Genomic DNA, 22,245 nt, shown 5'->3' on the forward strand with positions numbered 1-22,245 from the left:
CCACTTTTTCAAGGATCGATGCCGTGCAGGAAATGATTCTGCCGTTGAAGCGCTATGCCCAGTTCGAGGGCCGTGCCAACCGCCGCGAGTACTGGATGTACCAGCTGTTCCTGTTCCTGGTCGCAACCGCGGTGATGCTGCTGGCCGGCGTGCTGGCGATCCTCCTGCGCAACAGTGCCGATGCGCTGGCAGGCATCCTGATCGGCATGGTGGTGCTGCTGTGTGTGATGTGGCTGGTCACGATCGTGCCGCTGATCGCGGTGACCGTACGCCGCCTGCATGATTGCAACCAGTCGGGCTGGCTGTTCCTGCTGGCGCTGGTGCCGGGCGGCGGGATCGTGATCATGATCTTCGCGCTGCTGCCGGGCACGCCGCAGGAGAACATTTATGGTCCGGTGCCTGCGGGGCCGTGATGCTGCATGAGTCGAGCATGGCTCGACTCAGCAGGGCGGGTAAATGAAGCCGGCATTTTGCCGGCTTCGTCTTTACTTGACGGCGCAATCGCCGAAGGACAGGTAGTCCGTGCCCGAGCTGAACTGCAGCGTGCAGCTGGCGGTGAAGAGGGCGCCTTCTTCCAGGGCGCCCAGCTTGGCGGCCTGCTGGTCATCAGAGGTGGTCAATCGGGCCAGAACATTGCCCTGGTCATCACCGGCCTCAATGAGCGGTTCGCCAGCCAGGTTGCTGGAAACGCCCAGCGCCACAGCGGTGAAGGTCACCGTCTGGTTGAGCTCTTCCATGCTCAGGGTCGAATTGCCGGCCTCTTCATAGGCCTGGTAGAGCGTAGGCAGATCCTGCGCGGCGTGCGCGGCCAACGGTGCAAGCAGGCCGAGGGTAAGGGCGATCAGTGCGGTGTGCTTCAAGGGGGTCTCACATTCATGGGATCCAATCCCATGGCGGTTGTGCGCAGATGAACGCGACCCGGATGGCGGCAAGTGCCCGCCGTCCATGGCTGCGCTGGAAGCGGGGCGATCCAATGCCCCGGTGCGCGGAAAATAGGGGAAGTGCCGCCTCCTGTGCAACCGGGCATGCGCGCGCGTGATACACAGCGTGACGTTCGATCGATGTGATAATCATTCGCGTTTAAGGTAGACTGCGGTCCCTTGTGAACCGGCGGCCCTGGGCCGCTTCTGCCGCCGCTGATGAAGCATTTCGTCCTGCCCTCGCACCGTGGTCCGCTGGCCCGCGGCCTGGCCGCCTTGATGATGGGTCTGCTCCTGGCCACCCCGTACGCCCATGCGCAGCAGCGCAATCCGCTGCAGAAGATTGGCCACACCGTGCTCGACGAGCCGGCGGCCAGCTATCGCTTCGAGCATTTCGTGGTGGACAGCCCGGACCAGCAGCGCCGTTGGCGGGTGAACCTGGCAATCCCGGCCAAGGCCGGCAAGACGCCCTCCCCAGTGCTGTACGCGCTGGACGGGAACGCCGTCGCCATGGTCCTGGACCAGCCGCTGCTGGCCGAACTGGCCGCGCGCAAGGCGCCACCGGTGCTGGTGCTGATCGGCTACGACAACGACCTGCGCATCGACTCCAAGGCGCGCACCCGCGACTACACCGCATGGATCGATCGCGCCGACGACGAAAGCGGTACGACCCAGGCGGTCGGCGGTGGTGCGGCGGCCTTCCTGGATGTGATCGAACGTCGCATCAAGCCGGAAGTCGAGCGCCGCGCACGCATCGATGCGCAGCAGCAAGCGCTGTGGGGCCACTCGCTGGGTGGGTTGTTCGTGCTCAATGCGCTGTACACCCGTCCCGCCGCCTTCCAGTCCTATCTGGCGGCCAGTCCCTCGCTGTGGTGGAGCCAGGGCGCGGCGCTGGGTGATCCGGAACAGCAGTTCGTGCAGAACGTGCATGGCCAGCCGGCAAAGCTCTGGTTGATGCTGGGCGGTGCCGAGCGTGTTGGCGATCGTGGCAAGCGTGACATGAACAATCCGCGCGTGGTCGCGCATCTGCGCCGCATCGGTGGCGCCACGCCGGATGCGGCGATGCAGTTGTCAGAACGGTTGGCCAAGGTGCCGGGCATGAGCGTGCAGTACCGTGAGTTCGACGGCCTCGGCCACGGCCCGATGCTGCCCGCGTCGTTCCATGCCGCGCTGCATGAACTGTACGGCGTGACCGACCGCAGTACCGGTGACGGTGCGCCCAACGGCGGTGACAACGCCGCCGAATGAATCCCTTCGCACGCGATGCCGTGCGACCCCACTACCCAGGCGAGGCTGCCGGCGTGCAGCGGCCCAGGCAACCGATGAATCCCGCGCCACGTGGCGCGGCCTACGTGTGCAAGGAGCCTTCCATGTCGTTCCGTCCGTCTCTCCGTCTTACCTCTCTCGCCGCCGGCCTGTTGCTGGCGGTGACCGCCACCGCGCAGCCGGTGTTCGATCAGCCGGCCAACGCCACCTTCAAGGGTGAGGTTGTCTCGCGCGGTGAGAATGTGGTTCCCGGCAGCACTGCCGACGTGGTCGGTCGTGGCTTCGTGCCGGGCCAGAAGGTCAGCCTGCTGCGTGGCGACAGCGTGCTCAACACGCAGCCGGTGGTGGTCGATGCCGATGGCAACTTCAAGACCCAGCTGAGCATTCCGGCCGACGCGGTGCCGGGTACCCACCCGGTGGTGGTGCGCGCCAGCCAGCCTGCAGCGGCGACGGTACTGAAGCTGCGTGTCTCGCCGCAGCTGCCGCTGTCCGGCCAGGCGCAGTTCGTTACCCAGTCCAACAAGCTGGTGCCGGGCCTGTACCAGTCCGCCTACAGCGCCGCCAGCAACGCGGTGTTCGTGACCTCGGCCGTGGGCCGCCCGCCGGTGACTCAGTCGCAGCTGCTGAAGCTGGACCCGAAGTCGCTGAAGGTGACCAAGGCGATCACCCCGGCGCAGGTGCCGGGCAGCACCAACGGTGCGGTGTACGCGGTCTATGGCGTGGGCGTGGATGACACCAACGGCAATGTCTGGGTGACCAATACCCGCCAGAACTCGATTGCGGTATATCGCCAGAAGGACCTGTCGCTGGTCCACCAGTTCCCGGTCGATGCCGTGCCGCATGCGCGCGACGTGGTGGTTGACGGCACCCACGGCAAGGTGTTCGCTTCGGCCACCGGCGAGGACCACCTGTCGGTGTTCGATGCCAGGACCCTCAAGGAGCTGCCGGCAGTGACGCTGGAATCCGGTGTGGACGACGGCAAGTTCACCCCGATGAGCCTGGTGCTGGACGAGAAGGGCGGCAAGCTGTTCACCGTCAGCATCGGCACCCCGGAAGCGGCGGTGATCGATGTGGCCAGTGGCAAGGTCGACAAGGTCATCGACCTGGGCAATTCGATCAGTGCCTCCGGCGTGGCCTTCGATGCGGCGCGCAACCGCCTGTACGTGGCCTCGCAGGGCACCGACAACCTGCTGATCGTCGATGTGGCCGCCGGCAAGGTGCTGCACGATGTGCCGGTCGGCGCCGGTGCGCTGAACGTCGCCTTCGATGATGCCTCCGGCCTGGCCTATGTCAGCAACCGCGGCGCCGGCACCGTCACCGTGGTGAATGGTGACGGCAAGGTGGTCGCCAACCTCGACGGCGGCACGCTGCCGAACCATGTCCGTGCCGATGGCAAGGGCAACGTGTTCGCGGTGAACAAGTCGCGCGGTGCAGAAGACCCGAAGGGTGACCGCATCACCCGCATCACCCCGAAGCAGTAAGTCACACGGCGGGGCGGCGTAAGCGTCGCCCCGTCAGCAAGGAGAATGTCCATGAACATCGCGTCCCGTCTGCGCCTGTGCGCGCTTCCGTTGGCTGTTTCGCTGGCGCTGTCTGCCTGCAGTGGTTCGTCGACGCCGCCGGATGGCCAGAAGGCCGCCGAGCCGCCCGCCGCAACGGCCGCTGCGGAAACCGCGTTGCCGGCAGGCTGGCAGCGCGTGGCCGGTGCCGGGATGCCGGCGGTGCATGACCAGAAGGCGGTGCTGCCGGCCAAGGTGCATTCCGACGATGGCGCCGACGTCGAAGTGGCCGACACCAGCCGCATCATTGCCGGCGGTGACGATGTCATCGCGGTGATCGAGGCGCTGGGGCTGGGCAAGCAGGTGTTCGCTGCGCCGACCAACACCACTACCCAGGCCGGCCTGGCCGCACCGCACCAGTTCCTGTTCAACCGCACCACGGGCGTGGAAGGCGTGCTGAGCCTGAAGGGCTCACTGTTCCTCGGCAACAGCCTGCGTCGGCATACCGAGCTGGCAAAGAAGCTGCGCGAAGTGGGTGAGCCGGCGGTAGTCATCGATGACCTGCAGCCGGCACCGGACAAAGTGCGCAAGGTCGCCGCCGCACTAGGGCTGGCCGAGGCAGGGCAGGCGATTGCCACGCAGGTGCAGCGTCAGCTCGACGAGGCTGCAGCGATTGGCAAGGGGCTGGGCCATGCGCCACGAGTGATCCACGTCTCGGCAACAGGTGCCGGTGGCTCACCGACCGTTGCGGGTGCCGACAGCGCGTCGGCGCAGCTGATTGCATTGGCTGGTGGCGTCAACATCGGCACCGAAGCGGGGGTGAAGAACTACTCGCAGCTGAGCAATGAAGGCGTGGTCGCCGCGGCGCCGGAGGTGATCCTGGTGACCGAGCACGACCTGCAGCTGTTCGGCGGTGCCGAAGGCCTGTGGAAGGCGTACCCGACGCTGAAGCAGACCCCGGCCGGGCAGGCCAACCGGGTCTGGGTGATGCCGGATGTGCAGCTGAAGTACACCAGTGTGGGCTCCGGTGCTGGCGCGCTGGCGCTGGCCAAGGCCCTGGCGGCGTTGCCGAAGGCATGAGTCCGGCGGATCGGCGCCGCCGTCGCGGGCGGACGATGTTGCTGGTGGCGTTGCTGGCACTGCTGGGGGCGGTGCTGGCGTCGTTCGCCGTGGGTCCGTTGCGGTTGCCGCCGCTGGAGGTGATGCAGGCGCTGGCGGTGAAGCTGGGCCTGCTCGATCCGCAGGCGGTCAGCAGCCGTGATCTGGCCGTGGTCTGGCAGCTGCGCATTCCGCGTGCGCTGTTGGGCGCGATGGTGGGTGCGTCGCTGGCGATGGCCGGTGCCAGCCTGCAGGGCCTGTTCGGCAACCCTCTGGCTGATCCGGGCATCGTGGGTGTGAGCCAAGGTGCCGCGCTGGGTGCGGTGGCCGCGATCGTGCTGGGCGCTGCCGGTGCCGCCGGCTGGCTGGTGCCGGTGGCCGCATTTGCCGGCGGTGCGCTGGCGATCGGCCTGACGTATGCATTGGCCCGGCCGGGCAAGGGCACCGGTAACGCCACGCTGCTGCTGGTGGGCATTGCGATGGCGGCGTTCTGCTCGGCGCTGATTGGTTTCCTCACTTACATTGCCAGCGAAAGCGAACTGCAGTCGCTGGTGTTCTGGCAGATGGGCTCGCTGGCGCGTGCCAACTGGGCCGATGTGGCGGCGGTGGTGCCGTTGTTTGCGATTGGCGTGTTTGCGCTGCAGCGACTGGCCACGCCGCTGGACATGCTGGCGCTGGGCGAGCGCCAGGCACAGCACCTTGGGCTGGACGTTACACGCACGCGTCGCCGACTGGTGGCGTTCAGTGCGCTGCTGGTGGGTGCGGCCGTCGCCTTTGCCGGCTCGATCAGCTTCGTTGGCCTGGTGGTGCCGCACGTGGCACGCCTGCTGGTCGGCCCCGGGCATCGCTGGCTGCTGCCGTTGTCCGGACTGCTCGGTGCGCTGCTGATCGTGGTGGCCGATACCGCCGCCCGCACGCTGGATCCACCGGCGGAGATTCCGCTGGGCCTGTTCTCGGCTGCGCTTGGCGCGCCGTTCTTCCTCTGGCTGGTGCTGCAGCAGCGCCGCAAGGCGGCACCATGAGCGTGTTGCTGAAGCTGCACGAGGTGGTGGTGCGCCGCCAGCAGCGCGAGATCCTGCACGGCATTTCGCTGGCGTTCGAGCCGGGCACGGTGACCGCCCTGGTTGGCCCGAATGGCGCGGGCAAATCCACGCTGTTGGCGGTGGCTGCCGGTGACCTGCGTGCCGACATGGGTGAGGTGAGCCTGCTGGGGAAGCCCTTGGCCAGCTACAAAGCGGGGCCGCTGGCGCGCGAGCGCGCGGTGATGCCGCAGGAGCACGGCGTGCGTTTCGCCTTCAGCGTGGAGGAAGTGGTGGCGATGGGGCGGTTGCCGCATCCGCCGGATCCGCGTGTGGACGACGCGCAGGTGGAAGCTGCAATCGATGCCGCCGAACTGCAGGCCCTGCGCCTGCGCGAGGTGCAGCAGCTCTCCGGTGGCGAGTCCGCCCGCACCACGTTCGCGCGGGTGCTGGCGCAGGATACGCCGTTGCTGCTGCTGGATGAGCCGACCGCTGCGCTGGATCTGCGCCATCAGGAGCGCACGCTGCGCAGTGTGCGTGCCTGTGCCGAAGCGGGCGCCTGTGTGATTGTGGTACTGCACGATCTGAACCTGGCGGCCGGCTATGCCGATCGCATCGTGTTGCTGGAGCAGGGCAGGGTAGCTGCCGATGGCACGCCGCTGCAGGTGCTGACCGAGGACAACCTGCAGCGGGTCTACCAGCAGGATGTGGTGGTACTGGAGCATCCACGCCGCGGAGTGCCGCTGGTGGTGGTGACCTGAGCGAAGGCTCGCCAGGTTGCTCCGGGTATCATGGTTGCTTCGTTTTCTTCAATGGACTGATGCCATGTTCCGTACCGTTACGCGCAGCGTGTTGCTTGCTGCGATGATTGCTTCGGTGTGCGCTGCCAATGCAGCTTCGACCTCCCAGGTTTCGCTGACCAGCGCGGCCGAGAACGCTTCGCTGATCGAGACGCGGCATTCCAGTGGCGATGGTGCCGCTGTGACGTCGATGAAGACGCAGTACTTCGCCAACGAGGAAATGTCGGTGAGTTGGGACGACCAGCAGGTGCTGGTGCTGTGCAGTGAAGCGGCGTACCTGCAGATTCCTGCCGCCAAGCTGAAGTCCGGAGCGTTGACCCCCGAGCAGCGGCAGATGATCGTCTATCAAGCGCTGATGTCAGGCCTGGGGGCTGTTGCGGGCGTGGTCGGGCCGGCAGGCGAGGTGGTGGCCGTGGCTGATGACGGTAGCGAGACCCGCAGCGTTGGCGAAAACAGGTGGGCATATGGCGTCGAGCGCTACGACGTGATCACCCAGCGGCTGCCGGACGGTGCACTCCGGGTCCGAACCCGCAAGACGGAAACCGTGAATACCACGCCGCCGGCGGGACCGGACGACATGTTCAGCACCGAGGACGACCAGGCGGCACGCCTGTCCGAGCTGGCGCCGGTGGGCAGCTGGACCGAAGTCGTGGTCCGTGGCGGCGCACGCCAGCCGCATGTCGATCCATCGATGTCGCTGAAGGGCTGGATCTCGATGGGCGATGACCAGGCTGCGACGGTGGCCGAGGCGCGGAAGCTGCACGGCTGCAAGTAAGGCAGACAGGGCGTCGGATCGCTTTGCCGTTGGCAAAGGGATCCGGCCCCAATGCTGGCCGGCCTCATCGTTCCATTTTTGCATTCAATATTCACTTGCGCGCCAGATTGGCAGGTCTAGAATGCGCCCCATGAACCGGATGCCGCTCCTGAAGTTTTTCACCCTGACCCGCGCAAGCGCGGAACGGGCGTGTCTGCCTGGAGCCCCACGAGGCCGTTGAGACGGCCATCGCTGGACCTTCGACAGAGCGCCCTCCGGGGCGCTCTTTTCGTTTCTGATTTCCCGCAAGTCGACTGACAGTCGACTCGACCCAGTACCGCCAAGGAGAACGTGCCATGCACCAGATCGCCGAGACCGAACGCTAGCCGCGTGCCCTGTCGCCAACCGGGGTGCGCGGCCCCTGGAGTTGGCTTTGCAGGAATCCCTTTATGAACACCCAAGTCCTTTCCCGCCGTCGCAACCTCGGCATCATTGCCCACATCGACGCCGGCAAGACCACGTTGACCGAACGCCTGCTGTGGAAAAGCGGCGAGATCCATCGTGTCGGCGAAGTACACGACGGCAACGCGACCACCGACTTCTCGGCGATCGAGCGCGAGCGTGGCATCACCATCGGTGCGGCCGCCGTGCAGGCGCAGTGGGCGCCGCGTGACCTGCCGCCGCATCGGCTGACCCTGATCGATACGCCCGGCCACATCGACTTCGCCATCGAAGTCGAACGTTCACTGCGCGTGCTCGACGGTGCCGTGGCCGTGTTCTCGGCCGTGGACGGCGTGCAGCCGCAGTCCGAGACGGTGTGGCGCCAGGCGCGCCGCCATCGCGTGCCGCTGATCGCCTTCGTCAACAAGATGGACCGCGTCGGCGCTTCGTTCGAGCGCGTGCTGGAGCAGCTGCAGGACAAGCTGCGGGCGCGGCCGTGGGCACTGGGCGTGCCGTTGGGCAGCGAAAGCGGCTTCAACGGCTGGGTCGATCTGGTCGACGAGCGCGTACTGCAGTGGCGCGATGGTGCGGCGACGGTCATCACCCAGTGGGACGACGCGGCGCGCGCGCAGTGGCAGGCTCAGCGCGATGCGCTGGTCGAAGCCGTGGCCGATCACGATGAACAACTGGCCGATGCCTGGCTGGAAGGGCGCGTGATCGATGCCGAGCAGCTGCGCGCGGCGATCCGTCGGGCGACGCTGGCGGGTGCGGGCGTACCTGTGCTGGCCGGTGCTGCGTTCAAGGACAAGGGCATCGAGACGCTGCTGGATGCAGTGGTCGATTACCTGCCGTCGCCGCTGGATCGCCCTGCCGTCAGCGCTGAAAGCGATGAAGGCGAGGTGGTGCTGCCGCCGGATCCGGATGGCCCGCTGGCAGGCCTGCTGTTCAAGATCACTCATCAGCAGCACGGTGCGCTGAGCTTCGTGCGGATGTACTCGGGTACCTTGAAGGTGGGCGACGCGGTGGCCAGTTCGCAGCATCCGCAGGGGCGGCGCGTCAGCCGCCTGGTGCGGGTGCAGGCCGACCAGACCCATGACATCGAACAGGCCGTGGCCGGTGACATCGTCGCGGTACTGGGCTGGAAGGATGCGGTCAGTGGTGAAACGCTGAGCGGCCGTGCACAGCCGCTGCGCCTGGAGAACATCCAGGCACAGGCGCCGGTACTGGCCTGGCGGCTGGAGCCTGCGCGTGCGGCCGACCTGATCCGGATGGCGCAGGGGCTGGCCAGCCTGGCCCAGGAAGATCCCTCGTTCCGCGTCGAAACCGACCGCGACACGGCGGAGACCCTGGTCTGGGGCATGGGCGAGCTGCACCTGGAGGTGATGGTCGAGCGCCTGCGTAGCGAGTGGAAGGTCGATGTCGGCGTGGGTGCGCCGCGCGTGGCCTACCAGGAGACACCGATGCGCGCGATGTCCGGCGTGGTCGGGCGGCTGGTCAAGCAGACCGGTGGCCAGGGCCAGTTCGCACACGTGGTGCTGGACGTGGCGCCGCGCGACGACGACCAGGTGGTGTTCAACGACCGCATCGTCGGTGGCGTGGTGCCGCGCAGCTTCATCGCAGCGGTGGAGAAGGGCGTGCGTGCCGCGCTGTCGGAGGGGCCGCAGGGGCATCTGGTGGTCGGCATCGAGGTCAGTCTTGTCGATGGCCAGACCCATGCCAAGGACTCTTCGGAGATGGCGTTCCATCGCGCAGGTGCCGAGGCGATCAAGGCGGCGCTGGCCGAGGGTGGCACGCAGCTGCTGGAGCCGGTGATGGCGGTGACGGTGCATTCGCCGTCGGCGTCGGTGGGTGACGTTGTTGGCGACCTCAACCGCCGCCACGGGCGCATCACCCGCATCGACGACCAGGAAGGTCGCGCCGAGGTCAGTGGCTTTGCGCCGCTGGCGCAGCTGGTGGGTTACACCACCTCGCTGCGTTCGCTCAGCCAGGGACGGGCGAGTAGTGAGGCGCACCTGCACGGCTACGAGCCGGTGCGCGTTGCATGAGGAAGGGTGGGGAGCCCGTTCGCGGGCTCCCCTTTTTTGTGTTCGGGGCGCGCATCCACGCATGGCGTGGATCTACCGGGCGATCGGGTCGCGAGCTCTGCAGTAGATCCACGCCACGCGTGGATGGGGCCCTCGGGATGCGATTTTTTGCATTGCATCGCAACAAAACTGCAGAAAAAGCTGGATTAAAGTGATGCCTCACGATAAATTGCGCACCCCCCGTTGCTCGCCGCCGCCCGCACCCCTCTCATGCGTGATGACAAAGACCCCGGAACCCTGGAGCTGACCCTGCCGCGAAAGCGCGGTCGTCCGCCCAAGTTCGGGTACGCCATGAGTGATGCGCAGCGGGCCGCACGCTATCGTGCGCGCCGGGCGGGGCAGGCCAACCACGCCGATGTGCGCTCCTGCTCGGACATGGTGCTGCTGGACAAGATCCGCGCGGCGGTCAGCGCCCGCGACACCGAACTGGCCGGTTTCCTGGTCCATGTGCTCTGGCAGCGGTACCCCCTGCAGCTGAAATAGGCCGTCGATGGGGTGGCCGTTGTCATCGAGCTTGTTGATAATGCGGGATTCAGGTTGTTCCCGCTGGCGCGCCCGGGATGGCAGGCGCGCATGATCGAACGGTTCCCAAGATGACCACCACCAGCGACACCACCACCGAAGCGGCGCCGAGCAACGCCCCCCTGTTCTACACCCGTCCGGTGCCGCTGCAGGCCGATGTGCACGCCGACCTGCGCATCCTGCCGGGCAGGCTCGAGTTTGCCGCGGGCAACAACGCCATTCCGCTCGTGCTCGGCGAGTTCTCGCTGGCGTTGCACCACTTCCCGATCCTCTTCGCTGGCCCGACCGCGGTGCCGATGGCTGCCGTTGGCGTGTCCGACCAGAACCTGTTCATCAAGGACGGCCTGTGGGAAGACGAGGCCTATATCCCGGCCTACCTGCGTCGCCACCCCTTCATCTTCATCGACACCGGCTCGGACAATGATTTCCTGCTGGGCATCGACGAAGAGAGCTCGCGCTTGGTCAAGGGCGGGGACGAAGGCCAGCCGCTGTTCGTCGACGGCAAGGCCACCGAGATGGTGCAGCAGGCGCTGGAGTTCTGTGGCCAGTTCACCCGTGAGCACGAACAGACCCAGGCCTTCTCCAAGGCCCTGATCGACAACGGCCTGCTGGTCGAGCGCAATGCCACCGTGCGTACCCCGGATGGCCGCGAGTTCAACCTCAATGGCTTCCAGGTCGTCGACGTCGAGAAGTTCGTGGCGCTGCCGGAAGCGACCGTGATCGAGTGGCATCGCAGTGGCTGGCTGGCGCTGATCCATCAGCACCTGATGTCGCTGGGTCGCTTCAACGACCTGACCCGTCGCCAGGTTGAGCGTCTGGCGGCCTGATCAGGCCCTGGGCATGGCTTCCGCAGTGCGGGAGCCATGCCATTGCTGAAGGACCCGCAACAGGCGTCGCGCATCGACCCAGTCGGGCGTGGCGTCGCGACCCAGTGCCCACAGGTCGGCCGCCGTGTCCGCCTCTGCGGCAGCCCCGTACATCTGCAGGGCCCCCTGTAGGCGATGCGCGTGATGGCATAGGTCAGTGGCGCTGGCCTCATCCATGGCCTGTTCGATCCGCACCAGTTCGTGGCCGATGTCCGTGATGTAGGCAGGGTCACAGGCAGCTGTGCCCGTTGTGATGGCCTGTCCGGTCACCGGCAGCTCCAGCGCCCGCAGCAGCGACTCAAGCTGTAGAGGCTTGGCCAGGGTGGCGTCGAACCCTGCTTTCCGGCAGCGCGCCACATGCCGACGATCACGGCGTGCCGACAGCGCGATCAGTCGCAGTGGGTTGCGCGCCTGCCTGCGCAGCTGCATGGCCAGTGCATAGCCATCCATATCCCCGAGCCCGATGTCGAGCAGGGCTACGCTGCGCGGCCTCACAGCCTGCTCGGCAAGCGCGCTGGTGGCGTCGCCAAAGGCGTGCACATCGGCACCCGCGCGGCGCAGCTGCTCGCTGATGACCCGGCGATTGAGTGCATTGTCTTCCACCAGCAGCAGCTCAAGCCCGCCCAGCGGCGTTCCGACCTCGGCGGCGGCTGTCACGGTCCCGGCCCTGGCGGCGCGTACCGGCAGGCGAAGGGTGAAGCGACTGCCGCGCCCGGGGACGCTGTGCACTGACAGGTTGCCGCCCATCGCGCGGCCAAGCTCATGCGCGATCATCAGTCCCAGTCCGCTGCCTCCGCGCGTCCTGCCGTCTTCGCCCTGCTGGAATGGCTGGAACAGCACGGCAAGTTGTTCGGCAGCGATGCCGATACCGCTGTCGATCACATCCAGCATGAGTTCACGAGGGTCGTTGCCGGGCGTCAGTTGAAGGCGCAGTTCGATGCCCCCGACATCGGTGAATTTGAGTGCGTTTCCCAGCAGGTTGTCGATGATCTGGCGCAGCCCCTCCGGGTCGATGGCGACAATGGGGCAGGGCTCGGGAAGACAATCGAAGCGAAGCGCCAGCCCGCGCTGCCGAACCTGGGGGCGAATCGCATCCAGCGATTGGCGGCAGAGTCGTGCGATGTCGCAGGGTCGTGCGCTCGGCTTGAAGGTGCCGCTGGCCAGGCGTGAGAATTCCAGCGAGCGATTGAGCAGGCTGCGCAGCGAGGAGCCCGCGGCATGTGCGGCCGCCAGCACTTCGCGCTGCCCCTTGGGTGACGACGGCTGGCTGAGCAGGTCGATCGAGGCCAGTACCGTCTGAGCCGAATTGCGCACTTCGTGGCTGAACATGCCAATCGCGCGGGCACGAGCGCGGCCTTCACCACGCAGGCGCCTGTGCCAGGCATGCCACAGGAACGGGGTAACTGCCAATGCGGCAGCCAGGGCCGGCAGCCACAGCGGGGGAAGCTGGCGCATCCAGTCCAGGGCGTGGTCGACCGAGGGGGGCGCCGCCTGTCGGGCCCACAGCTGCAGCAGGCTGGCATGTTCTTCCAGCGTAATGTCGTGCAATGCCCGCTCGATGCGCTCCAGCAGCTGGCGATCTTCGTGGTGCGCAAGCAGGTGCAGGTCGGTTGAGAAATCACTGTCGAACGACTGCAGGTGCAGGTGCCCGGCGAAATGCCGGCGGATCAGCGGGCGCAGCGTGGCTTCCAGGCCGATTGCCAGATCGGCGGTACCGTTCTCGACGGCTGCCAGTGTGGCGTGACGATCGGCCAGGTGCAGCAGGCGGAGGTGTGGATGGCGCGCCGCCAGCCATTCCGCATACGGTCCTCCTTCGACCACGGCCAGGACTCGATGATCGAGCTCCGTGATGTCGCGCGGCAGGCGTTCGCCGCTGCGCCCGGCGAGCATCGTCTTGCCACCGCGGAACGTTCTGGATGCCACCAGCCCGGGGCAGGAGGGTGGCAGGTGGGTGCCGATCACCAGTACCAGATCCGCTTCCCGCCTGCAGACGGCAGCCACTGATGCACCGGTGCTGGGATACGGGTGTTCCTGGAACTGCAGTTGCGAACGCCGTGCAACCAGATTGGCGTAGCCGTGGGCCAGGCTTGGCAACGTGGTGCCGTCAGCGAGTGCGGCGGGTAGCGGGTGCAGCGATGGCGCGGTCGCCACCCGCACTTCGCGTCCCGGCTCCCATCCTGGCGACGATGCATCCTCGGCCGACGCGGCAGGCAGCAGGATGAGCGCCAGCAGCAGGAGGGGGGATGTGCACAGTCGATCGCGCATCTTCAAGGTGATTCCAGCTGCTGCCGCATGGCGTAGATCTCGGCATCGTTGCGCAGCCTGAGCTTGCGCAAAGCCGCAACCTTCTGCGTGCTGACAGTCTTGATGCTGCGATGACGCCGGAGCGCGATCTCCGAAACAGTCAGGCCGGCCAGCAGAAGCTCCAGTACTTCGCGCTCGTTGCGGCTGAGTTCTTCGCAGTCTCCCGGCAGGGTGCAGTCGGGTGGCAGTCGCGGAAGCCCCTGCGATACCCGCACGATCGCGTCCGACAGCATCGACAGTGGTTCGGTCTTGCTCACCACGCCACTGATGCCGGTGGCGATGAGCTGGTTGATGTGGGTCAAGGGTGACAGGGTCGCAAAAGCGAGCAGGGGGACGCGCGGAAAGTGCTCGCGCAGCAGCGGGGTCAGCTCGGCCGCGCTGCGATCGTCGCGGGCCAGGGTCAGATCGATGATCGCGACATCCACCCGCATCTGCTGGAGGCTGTCGATGAGTTCTTCGCTGCGGGCATGGCTGGCGACAATATGGAAGCGGACGTCGCGGGAGAGATGCAGGGCAGTGCCGCGACGGACGACCTCATGGTCGTCCAGGAGTGCCAGTTGCAGCGGGCGCGGGGCAGGAAGTCCATTCATGCGCAGGGAGGTGATCGGCGCCCGTGGGGCGTGATGATCATTCTGGCGCTGCTGTCGCGGCGAACATCGAAATTGCCTGATTTTTGCGATTATTCCTAAGAGTCGATGCGCTGCATCCATCGATTCGGGGCTATCCATTGGCGGGATGGATTGCAAAGCCGGAAACAGCCCCTTTCCGCATGCGTGATGGGCGCCTGGCGTGAATGTCACCGGGAACCATCAGGCGCGGCACCGATCCGCAACGCCCGGGATCGGTTTCAGGGCGTTCGACCCCCAGCGCGCAGGCTGCGCGCCATCTCGCTGGTTCCGGCCCAGCCAAGGTCGGCATAAAGTGGCTTGCCCTGCGCGGTGGCATGCAGGACTGCGTAGGTGGCGCCACGTTCGGCGAAGGCGTCGTCTGCCAGGGCCATCAGCTTCCGGGCGATGCCCCGGCGGCGGTACTCCGGATCCACGTACACGTTCAGGACGTAGCCGCGGCAGTCCTGTTCCGGATGGGCAGGGTGGGGTGGCCAGTCGATCAGCATCAGTCCAATGCCGGCGATGGTTCTGCCGTGGTCTGCAAGGACATGGCCGAAGTACTCGCCAGAGGCCAGGCGCGGTGCCAGCCAGGCACGGAAAGGAGCCGCCATCGCCCGCAGGACCTCTTCGGCGCGCCCACTCTCGCGGAACATGGCTTCGCGGTGGGCGCAGATCGCATCCAGGTCGCTCGCACGGATCTGCCGCACTTCAAGCCCGTTCCATGCCGCTTCTGCGTGGCTGCCCATCGTGCTGATCCCCGGCTCAGGCCTGTCCGGCAATTCTGGCATCCTCTGCCGGGTGATGCATGACGCAGGACGCAACCGGATCGTTGTTGCGACGCACTACCGGATGGATTGCGGCACGCGCCGCAGTCGGCGGATGTCGTAGCCCATTTCGGCGATGCGCTGCACGGCTTTCTGGTAGTCGCCGTCGGACACCTGCGGCGTACGTGCCATGTACCAGACATAGTCGCGCTTGCTGCGCGCCACGATGGTCTGGCGGTAGTCATCATCCCGCCAGGCGATGATGTACTCGGCCTGGATCGGCCAGATGAACTGCATGCCCCATACCGCGCCATGGCCTTCCTCTTCGACATGGCCGATGGGGTGCATCGACCTCTGCGGGGCATCGAATCTGCCCTTGCGATAGGTGAAGGTGGTCTGGATGCGGCCGTCGGGCTTCAAGGCATAGCTTTCCACTGCATCGTAGGCATCGCGTTCGGGCCAGGACGGGATATGGGCGATCACGTACCAGTCGCCCATGAAGCGTGGCACATCCACCGAAGGCGCATGCGGAAGTGGCCGGGTGTCGCTGGAGGAGCAGCCTGAGCCGAACAGGCCGACCGCGATCAGCGGAAGCAGCGGGAACACGCGCATGTCACACCTCAGCGGGGACGGAACAGGTAGTGGGCCACCAGCCATTGCTGGCCGCCGTCGTAGCCGAACAGTTCGGCACATGCCATCCAGAACATCCGCCAGCGCTGCCACCAGATCCGCGCGGCCACCGGCCCATAGGTCGCCGACAGCACCGGCATCACCCGGTCGCGTGCTGCGTCCTGATTGGCCAGCCAATGCTCGGCAGTGCGCTGATAGTGGCGGCCATCCAGCAACCAGCGCTGATCGAGCCGCAGGTCGCGCTGGAAATGCAGCAGGGTATCGGCCGCCGGCATCAGGCCGCCGGTGAAGAAGTGGCGGCCCATCCAGTTGTCGCCGCCCTCGGTTTCGAACGGGTACATCAACGTGCGATGGGCGAAGATGTGCACGAACAACGCACCGTCCGGCTTCAGCCACTGCGCGATGCGCGCCAGCAGGCGCTCGTAGTTGCGCACGTGCTCGAACATCTCGACCGAAACGCAGCGATCAAACTGCGCCGAGGGCAACTCCAGCTGGTTCACGTCACGGGTGAGCACCTGCACGTTGTGCAGCCCGCGGGCCTGGCACTGCGCCATGATGTGCTGGCGCTGGCTGTGCGAGTTGGACACGGCAGTGATCGCTGCGTGCGGATAGCGCTCGGCCATCCACAGCGTCAGCGAGCCCCAGCCGCAGCCCAGTTCGAGAATGTGCTGTCCATCGGCCAGGCCTGCGCGCTGGCCGTACAGTTCCAGCATTGCTTCTTCAGCCTGGTCCAGCGTTTCGTGACCGGTGGGGTAATAGCAGCTGCTGTACTTCAACCGCTTGCCGAGGCAGGCCTGGAAGAACGCCGCGGGCACTTCGTAATGCTGGCGATTGGCTGCATCGGTATGCAGGGCGAGCGGGCTGTCGGCCAGCTCGGCGATGTGGCGGCCGAAACGCGCGGACTGCGCTTCAATACCACCTTCCGATTCTTCCTGCAGGCGCTGCGCGCACAGTCGCCGGATGCCGGCACGCAATGCGGCATCCGGCAGCAGGCCACGTTCGGCCCAGGCAGTCAGCCCGGTTTCTGCTTCCTCGGCCGGATTCAGTGACGGTATCGCGTTCATGCGGAATGCTCCTTGGAAGGGCGGGGGAACCAGGGGAAGAACATCGGCGTGCTGCGCTGGTAGGCACGGTAGTCGTCGCCGCGGCTGCGCAGAGCCTGCTTTTCGGTGAACGGGATGCCGCTGAGATAGCGCAGGAATACATACATCAGCACGGGGCCGAGCCAGGCCAGCCACCACAGCGGGGAGCCGATCGCCAACAGCACGTAGGTGAACCAGTGCAGCCATTCGAAGAAGTAGTTGGGGTGCCGGGAGTACCGCCAGAAGCCATCTCGGCAGGTGCGACCCTTGTTCGCCGGGTTGGCGCGGAACCGGGCCAGCTGGTGGTCGGCCAGCGCCTCTCCGCCCACGCTCAGCAGCCAGACGAGCACGGCGGCCAGCAGCCAGCGCGTCATGCCAGCGGTTGGGTTGGCGGCGACCGCGACGAAGGGCAGGGCGAACAGCACCACCAGCAGTGCCTGCGCCATGAAGAACCCGAAGATCTTTCCCTGGTGTCCCTGCCAGTGGTCACGAAGGTAGCGATAGCGCCCGTCCTCTTCCTGGTGCCGGATGCGATGCCATAGATGAAGGGCCAGGCGACCGCCCCACAGGCCACCGAGCACAGCCAGCGCCACCCGTGGCGCCACCGCGCCATCGCCCAGCAACGCCAGCAGCAGCGCGGCCGCAGCCACGCCTTTGGCCCAGAGCACATCCACAACACCGATGTTGTGCTGGCGGCGCTGCCAGGCCCAGCCCCAACTCATCACCAGCGCCGCATACAGCAGCACCCAGAGCAGGTTGATCATGATGACGCTCCGGCGAGAGGTGGCTGCGCTGTAGTGAGCGGGCGGGCGGCGCGGCACATCAGGGAAAGTGCAATGGCCCAGCCTGCACCCAGTACCAGGACGCCCTGCCACAGCGGGCTGTTGAACTGCACCGCACCGAATCCACGCGCGGCCGACAGGTAGGCCAATGGCGCCAGCAGCAGGCCGAACAGGGGCGGCAAGGCAGGATGGCGCTGCAGGAAGCGCATCGAGGTGGTCAGGGTCATTGCGAACGCAGCCCACAAGGCCATGATCCAGGGCGGCGGCACCCACCCCAGCGGGGCAGCGGCGTAGCGCACGGTGCCGCTGGCGGCAGCACTGGCATCGACCAGCCACGCACAGGCAAGCGCCAGCGCCAGCAGCCGCAAGTCCAGTCGTGGATGCGCCGAGGTCAGCAGCTGGCTGCCGATGTAGAGCGAAGCAGCCAGCAACGCGGGCCATTGCCAGCCGCGCCCGGCGCCGGCGACGGCGCACAGCCAGACCAGCTGGTTGCCAAGCAGGTTGGCCCAGAACCGCCGCATTTCAGTTGCCCTCACCATGCGGGGCCGCAGGCCGATGGCCCGGGCGTGCCAGCAGCAGGTGCGAGACCCCGATTGAGCGCTCCAGGAAGCCGCCTTCGCAGTAGGCCAGGTAGAAGTCCCACAGGCGGCAGAAGCGCGCATCGAACCCCTGCGCCTGCACCGCAGGCAGCTGCGCGAGGAAACGCTGGCGCCAGGCGCGCAGGGTCAGCGCGTAGGAATGGCCGAAATCCTGCTGGGCGATCAGCTGCAGGTCGCTGGACCGCGTCTTGGCCGCCATGATGGCGTTGACGGAGGGGATGAAGCTGCCGGGGAACACATAACGCTTGATGTAGTCGACGCTGCGACGTGCCTGCTCATAGCGATGGTCTTCGATGGTGATGGCCTGCAACAAGGCGACACCATCGGGCTTCAGCAGCCGCTGCAGCGTGGCCATGTAGGTGTCCAGGTACTCGGCGCCGATGGCTTCGATCATCTCGATCGACACCAGCTTGTCGAACTGGCCCTGCAGGTCGCGGTAGTCCTGCATCAGCAACGTCACCCGATCCTGCAGGCCGGCGGCCCGTACGCGCTCGGCGGCCAGCGCATGCTGTTCGGCGGAGATGGTGGTGGTGGTGACGTGGCAACCGTAGTGCTGCGCCGCGTGCACCGCGAAGCCACCCCAGCCAGTCCCGATTTCCACCACGCGATCACCGGGCTTGAGTTGCAGCTGCTGGCAGATGCGGTCCAGCTTGCGCCGCGAGGCGGACTCCAGCGAGTCGGAGTCGCTGGCGAACAACGCCGACGAGTACATCAGGTCCGGTGACAGGAACAGGGCGAAGAAATCGTTGCCCAGGTCGTAGTGGGCGGCGATGTTGCGCCGGCTGCCCTCGCGGCTGTTGCGGCGCAGCCGGTTCCAGCCGCGCAGCAGCCACCCACCCACCTGGGCCGGGCCGCGCTCCATGCCGTCCAGCAGGTCGCGGTTGCGGACCAGCAGCTGTATCAGCGCGACCAGATCATCACAGCGCCAGTCGCCCTGGATGTAGCTCTCGCCAGCGCCGACGCTGCCCTGCGCAGCGACCTTCCGGTAGAACGACGGGTCGTCGATGGTCACCGTCACCTGCAGCCCGGCGTGGGCGTTGCCCAGCCGGACCTCGCCAAGGGCATCGCGCACGCACAGGTGGCCGTCGCGCAGGGGGGCAAGCTGCGCCAGCAGGCGGCGGCGCAGGAAGGCATCCAGCGCGCCGGGGCGCGGCAGGGTAACCGAAGGTGTCATCGAGTTCATCGCGGTTTCCCGGCAAGGGTGGGGTGGTCGTGTACGGGGTTGCGCTTCAGCCACAAGCGCAGTGCGTGCCAGTGGATGGCGGCCACCACCTGGGTGGTCATCAGTGGGTAGCAGGCGAGTACCCGCGCCAGCCCGCTGCCATCCAGCGGTCGGCGTTGCAGCGACTGGGTGGCATCGAACTGGCGGATGCCGTCGCGCCAGACCTGCATGTGCACGCGCAGGTGCTCATCGGGGCTGCTGAAGCGCCAGTCGTAACGGCAGTCCATCGGCATGAACGGCGAGACGTGGAAGCGCTTGTCGAACTGCCAACGCAGTGACGCGCCTTCGTGGACGGCCGTAGCGACCGGCAGCACGTAGGCGTGCCGCTCCTTCCAGGGTGTATTGGTGATCTCGGCCACGATGCAGTCCAGCGTGCTGCCGTCGGCCTGGTAGCAGTAGTAGAAGCTGACCGGGTTGAACACATGCCCGGCAAAGCGAAGATGGGTGAGCAGCCGCACCGGACCCGAGGGTCGATGACCGAGCGTCTTCGCGGCATGGTCGCGCACGGCATCGGCCAACGGCTGTGCGGGATCGCCGAAATAGTCGCTGCGCCGGAACTCGGCAAGGTTGCGGCGATTGACCGACCACAGCCAGCGCCCGGCAAACACGGTCTCCAGTTCATCAAGGTCGAGCAGCAGCTGCGCAACCGGGTAACGGAACGCATGCGGGTGCGGATGATGCCGGCGATGCATCACCTGCCCGAAGTAAAGCGCGCTGGCGCTCATGCCGCCACCTCGGCCGCTGCCGATGCCTCGCGATGCGGTGCGCGGGCCTCCAGCGCATCCACCACGCGGCGGGCGCTGCGGATGCCATCCTCATGGAAGCCCCAGCCCCAGTAGGCACCTGCGAACCAGGTGTGGCGATGGCCCTGCAGCTCCGCCCAGCGCTGTTGTGCGCGCACAGCGGCGTGGTCGTGCACCGGGTGCGCATAGTGCAGCGTTCGCAGCACTCTGGCCGGGTCGATGGCATCGCTGCGGTTGAGGGTGACTACCAGCGGCGTGCTGCCGGGCAGGCCCTGCAGCAGGTTCATGCAGTAGCTGACCGTGCAGGGTGCTGCTGGATCCTGCGGAACATGCGCGTTCCAGGCCGCCCAGGCCTTGCGGTTGCGCGGCAGCAAGGATGCATCCGTGTGCAGTACCGCCTCGTTGGATTGGTAGCGGATTGCGCCGAGGATGTCGCGCTCGGGGGCATCGGCATCGGTCAGCAGGGCCAGCGCCTGGTCGCTGTGGCACGCCAGGATCACCTCGTCGAAGGCCTCCACGCCAGCGACGCTGTGCACGCGCACGCCCCAGGGCATGCGCTCGACGGCCGTGACCGGGCATTGCAGCCGCTCATGCACCCTCCAGTGGCGGCGCAGTGCATCCACATAGCGGGCCGATCCGCCCGTGACTACGCGCCAGTCCGGGCGACCGGTCATCTGCAGCATCTGGTGGTTGGCCATGAACTGCGCCAGGTAGCGGGCCGGAAACTCTCGCACCGTGGCCGCAGGAGACGACCACAACGCCGACGCCATCGGCAGCAGGTGCTCTTCCATGAACGCCTCGCCATAGCGCCGGCTGTGCAGGTACTCGCCCAGCGTCGGGCCTTCTTCCTCGGCCAACAACAGCGGGGCATCCCGATAGAAGCGACGCAGGTCGGCCAGCATGCCCCAGAAACGCGGTGACACCAGATTGCGTCGCTGGCAGAACAGGCCATCCAGCGAGGTGGCGTTGTATTCCACGCCACTGCGCTCGCTGTGCATCGAGAAGCTCATCGTGGTCTGCTGCGACGCCACGCCCAGCTCATCGAACAATGCCGTCAGCAGCGGGTAGTGCAGGGGATTGAAGACGATGAAGCCGGTGTCCACGGCCATGCGTGTGCCTTCCACCTGCACCTCGTGGGTGTGGGTGTGGCCGCCAAGATAGTCGTTGGCTTCGAACAGCGTGACGTCGTGCTGGCCATCCAGCCACCAGGCACTGGCCAGCCCCGCGATACCCGATCCGATGACCGCGATGCGCATGTCAGTACCTCGCCTTGGCCAGGACCCACTCGGGGATGGGCTTGAGCCCCTTGACCAGCCCCAGCGCCGCCATCGCGCGCAGCCCATACCAGGTCAGGTCGACTTCCCACCAGCGGAAGCCCTGGCGGACGGTGCCAGGAAAGAAGTGATGGTTGTTGTGCCAACCCTCGCCGAAGGTCAGCAGGGCCAGCCAGAGGTTGTTGCGGCTGTCGTCGCGGGTCTCGAAGCGGCGACGGCCGAAGCGATGCGCCAGCGAATTGATGGTGACGGTGGCATGGAACAGCACGATGGTGGAAATGAAGAAGCCCCACACCAGCAACTGCGGGCCAGTGGTGTGCAGGCCCGGCGCCCAGCGCTCCAGCCCGGCACCCAGCGCGTACAGTGCCGCGGCCAGCAGGACCGGCACGGCCGTATCAAAGCGGTCCAGCCAGCGCAGCTCCGGGAAGCGCGCCAGGTCCGGCACCCGCGACAGGTCGGTGGCGAAGGCTTCGCGGGTCAGGAACCACCCCATGTGGCTGCGCCAGAAGCCGCCTTCGCGCGGCGAGTGCGGGTCCAGTGGCTGGTCGGCGTGGCGGTGATGGTGGCGATGATGGGCGGCCCACCACAGTGGCCCGCGCTGCACGCTGGATGCGCCGATCACCGCGAATACGAACTGCACGGGACGAGATGCCTGGAAGGTGCGGTGCGAGAAGTAGCGGTGGTAGAACGCGGTGATGGCGAACATGCGCACCGCATAAAGCGCCGCGGCTACGATGACTGCCGTCCACGAGACACCGACCCAGATCACCGCGATGCAGGCCAGGTGCATCAGTGCGAACGGCACGGCGCGCAGCCAGTCGATTCGCCCAGGCCGCTCGCCAGTGGCTTCCGTGGCATTGCCGGTATCGAACCAGCGCTGCAGCGTGCGCAGCAGGCGCCAGCGTCGACGGGGAAGGGGCGCTACAGAGGCCATGGCGGATCTCGGCGGGTGTCGTGTCTTCCTGTAC

Annotated in this window: 22 protein-coding genes; 10 read left to right on the forward strand and 12 right to left on the reverse strand. The window is 66.7% G+C overall.

What is annotated here, in order from left to right:
* The first annotated feature begins 23 nt into the window (after positions 1–23).
* A complete protein-coding gene (locus ACZK4H_RS10880) occupies positions 24–413 on the forward strand; it encodes a DUF805 domain-containing protein (RefSeq protein ID WP_099552249.1) in 390 nt (129 codons plus the stop codon).
* Positions 414–485: 72 nt separating this feature from the next.
* Here ACZK4H_RS10880 and ACZK4H_RS10885 read toward each other — a convergent pair whose 3' ends face one another.
* Entirely contained in the window at positions 486–860 is a 375-nt protein-coding gene (locus tag ACZK4H_RS10885) for a hypothetical protein (RefSeq protein ID WP_099552248.1), read from the reverse strand.
* A 279-nt stretch (positions 861–1,139) separates the two neighbouring features.
* On the opposite strand from ACZK4H_RS10885, the gene ACZK4H_RS10890 reads away from it, so the two are divergent.
* The 9 genes from ACZK4H_RS10890 (at position 1,140) to ACZK4H_RS10930 (ending at position 11,230) form a co-directional block, all read left to right on the forward strand.
* Positions 1,140–2,168 carry an alpha/beta hydrolase gene (locus ACZK4H_RS10890; protein WP_099552247.1) on the forward strand — a complete coding sequence of 343 codons (1,029 nt, stop codon included), beginning with the start codon at positions 1,140–1,142 and terminating at the stop codon, positions 2,166–2,168.
* A gap of 122 nt (positions 2,169–2,290) precedes the next feature.
* Positions 2,291–3,667 carry a YncE family protein gene (locus ACZK4H_RS10895; protein ID WP_099552246.1) on the forward strand — a complete coding sequence of 459 codons (1,377 nt, stop codon included), beginning with the start codon at positions 2,291–2,293 and terminating at the stop codon, positions 3,665–3,667.
* Positions 3,668–3,718: 51 nt separating this feature from the next.
* Positions 3,719–4,765, forward strand: a complete 1,047-nt coding sequence (locus ACZK4H_RS10900; protein ID WP_099552245.1) for a heme/hemin ABC transporter substrate-binding protein — start codon at positions 3,719–3,721, stop codon at positions 4,763–4,765.
* Entirely contained in the window at positions 4,762–5,805 is a 1,044-nt protein-coding gene (locus ACZK4H_RS10905; RefSeq protein ID WP_014037165.1) for a FecCD family ABC transporter permease, read from the forward strand. Before ACZK4H_RS10900 ends, ACZK4H_RS10905 begins: the two co-directional genes overlap by 4 nt.
* On the forward strand, positions 5,802–6,563 hold the full coding sequence (locus tag ACZK4H_RS10910; RefSeq protein WP_099552244.1) for a heme ABC transporter ATP-binding protein: 762 nt from the start codon (positions 5,802–5,804) through the stop codon (positions 6,561–6,563). The genes ACZK4H_RS10905 and ACZK4H_RS10910 overlap by 4 nt, the downstream gene beginning before the upstream one ends.
* Before the next feature lie 64 nt (positions 6,564–6,627).
* Complete coding sequence (locus tag ACZK4H_RS10915; RefSeq protein ID WP_099552243.1) at positions 6,628–7,377, forward strand: hypothetical protein; 750 nt, start codon at positions 6,628–6,630, stop codon at positions 7,375–7,377.
* 428 nt (positions 7,378–7,805) lie between these two features.
* Entirely contained in the window at positions 7,806–9,842 is a 2,037-nt protein-coding gene (gene fusA, locus ACZK4H_RS10920) for an elongation factor G (RefSeq protein WP_099552242.1), read from the forward strand.
* Between the two features lie 249 nt (positions 9,843–10,091).
* The gene (locus ACZK4H_RS10925) at positions 10,092–10,364 is read left to right on the forward strand and encodes a hypothetical protein (protein ID WP_005409616.1); all 273 of its coding nucleotides are present in this window, start codon (positions 10,092–10,094) and stop codon (positions 10,362–10,364) included.
* 110 nt (positions 10,365–10,474) lie between these two features.
* A complete protein-coding gene (locus ACZK4H_RS10930) occupies positions 10,475–11,230 on the forward strand; it encodes a SapC family protein (RefSeq protein ID WP_099552240.1) in 756 nt (251 codons plus the stop codon).
* On the opposite strand, the gene ACZK4H_RS10935 is transcribed toward ACZK4H_RS10930, so the two are convergent.
* The 11 genes from ACZK4H_RS10935 to ACZK4H_RS10985 all read right to left on the reverse strand — a co-directional run bounded on the left by ACZK4H_RS10935 (position 11,231) and on the right by ACZK4H_RS10985 (position 22,211).
* The gene (locus ACZK4H_RS10935; protein WP_099552239.1) at positions 11,231–13,534 is read right to left on the reverse strand and encodes an ATP-binding protein; all 2,304 of its coding nucleotides are present in this window, start codon (positions 13,532–13,534) and stop codon (positions 11,231–11,233) included.
* 2 nt (positions 13,535–13,536) lie between these two features.
* The gene (locus ACZK4H_RS10940) at positions 13,537–14,301 is read right to left on the reverse strand and encodes a response regulator (protein WP_239503724.1); all 765 of its coding nucleotides are present in this window, start codon (positions 14,299–14,301) and stop codon (positions 13,537–13,539) included.
* A gap of 119 nt (positions 14,302–14,420) precedes the next feature.
* A complete protein-coding gene (locus tag ACZK4H_RS10945) occupies positions 14,421–14,927 on the reverse strand; it encodes a GNAT family N-acetyltransferase (RefSeq protein WP_099552237.1) in 507 nt (168 codons plus the stop codon).
* Positions 14,928–15,023: 96 nt separating this feature from the next.
* On the reverse strand, positions 15,024–15,557 hold the full coding sequence (locus ACZK4H_RS10950) for a lipocalin family protein (protein ID WP_099552236.1): 534 nt from the start codon (positions 15,555–15,557) through the stop codon (positions 15,024–15,026).
* An 8-nt stretch (positions 15,558–15,565) separates the two neighbouring features.
* Complete coding sequence (locus tag ACZK4H_RS10955) at positions 15,566–16,639, reverse strand: SAM-dependent methyltransferase (protein ID WP_099552235.1); 1,074 nt, start codon at positions 16,637–16,639, stop codon at positions 15,566–15,568.
* Positions 16,636–17,421 carry a DUF1295 domain-containing protein gene (locus ACZK4H_RS10960; protein ID WP_099552234.1) on the reverse strand — a complete coding sequence of 262 codons (786 nt, stop codon included), beginning with the start codon at positions 17,419–17,421 and terminating at the stop codon, positions 16,636–16,638. The genes ACZK4H_RS10955 and ACZK4H_RS10960 overlap by 4 nt, the downstream gene beginning before the upstream one ends.
* Positions 17,418–17,960, reverse strand: a complete 543-nt coding sequence (locus ACZK4H_RS10965) for a DUF2878 domain-containing protein (RefSeq protein WP_099552233.1) — start codon at positions 17,958–17,960, stop codon at positions 17,418–17,420. Before ACZK4H_RS10965 ends, ACZK4H_RS10960 begins: the two co-directional genes overlap by 4 nt.
* A gap of 1 nt (position 17,961) precedes the next feature.
* Positions 17,962–19,221: an SAM-dependent methyltransferase gene (locus tag ACZK4H_RS10970; protein WP_099552232.1), complete on the reverse strand. Its 1,260-nt coding sequence runs from the start codon at positions 19,219–19,221 to the stop codon at positions 17,962–17,964.
* Positions 19,218–19,985 (reverse strand): DUF1365 domain-containing protein, encoded by a 768-nt coding sequence (locus tag ACZK4H_RS10975; RefSeq protein ID WP_099552231.1) that lies wholly within the window; start codon positions 19,983–19,985, stop codon positions 19,218–19,220. The genes ACZK4H_RS10970 and ACZK4H_RS10975 overlap by 4 nt, the downstream gene beginning before the upstream one ends.
* On the reverse strand, positions 19,982–21,259 hold the full coding sequence (locus tag ACZK4H_RS10980) for an NAD(P)/FAD-dependent oxidoreductase (RefSeq protein ID WP_099552230.1): 1,278 nt from the start codon (positions 21,257–21,259) through the stop codon (positions 19,982–19,984). The genes ACZK4H_RS10975 and ACZK4H_RS10980 overlap by 4 nt, the downstream gene beginning before the upstream one ends.
* Before the next feature lies 1 nt (position 21,260).
* The gene (locus ACZK4H_RS10985; protein ID WP_099552229.1) at positions 21,261–22,211 is read right to left on the reverse strand and encodes an acyl-CoA desaturase; all 951 of its coding nucleotides are present in this window, start codon (positions 22,209–22,211) and stop codon (positions 21,261–21,263) included.
* Between the last annotated feature and the right edge of the window lie 34 nt (positions 22,212–22,245).

The sequence above is a fragment of the Stenotrophomonas sp. 78350_Sma genome (assembly GCF_056482105.1).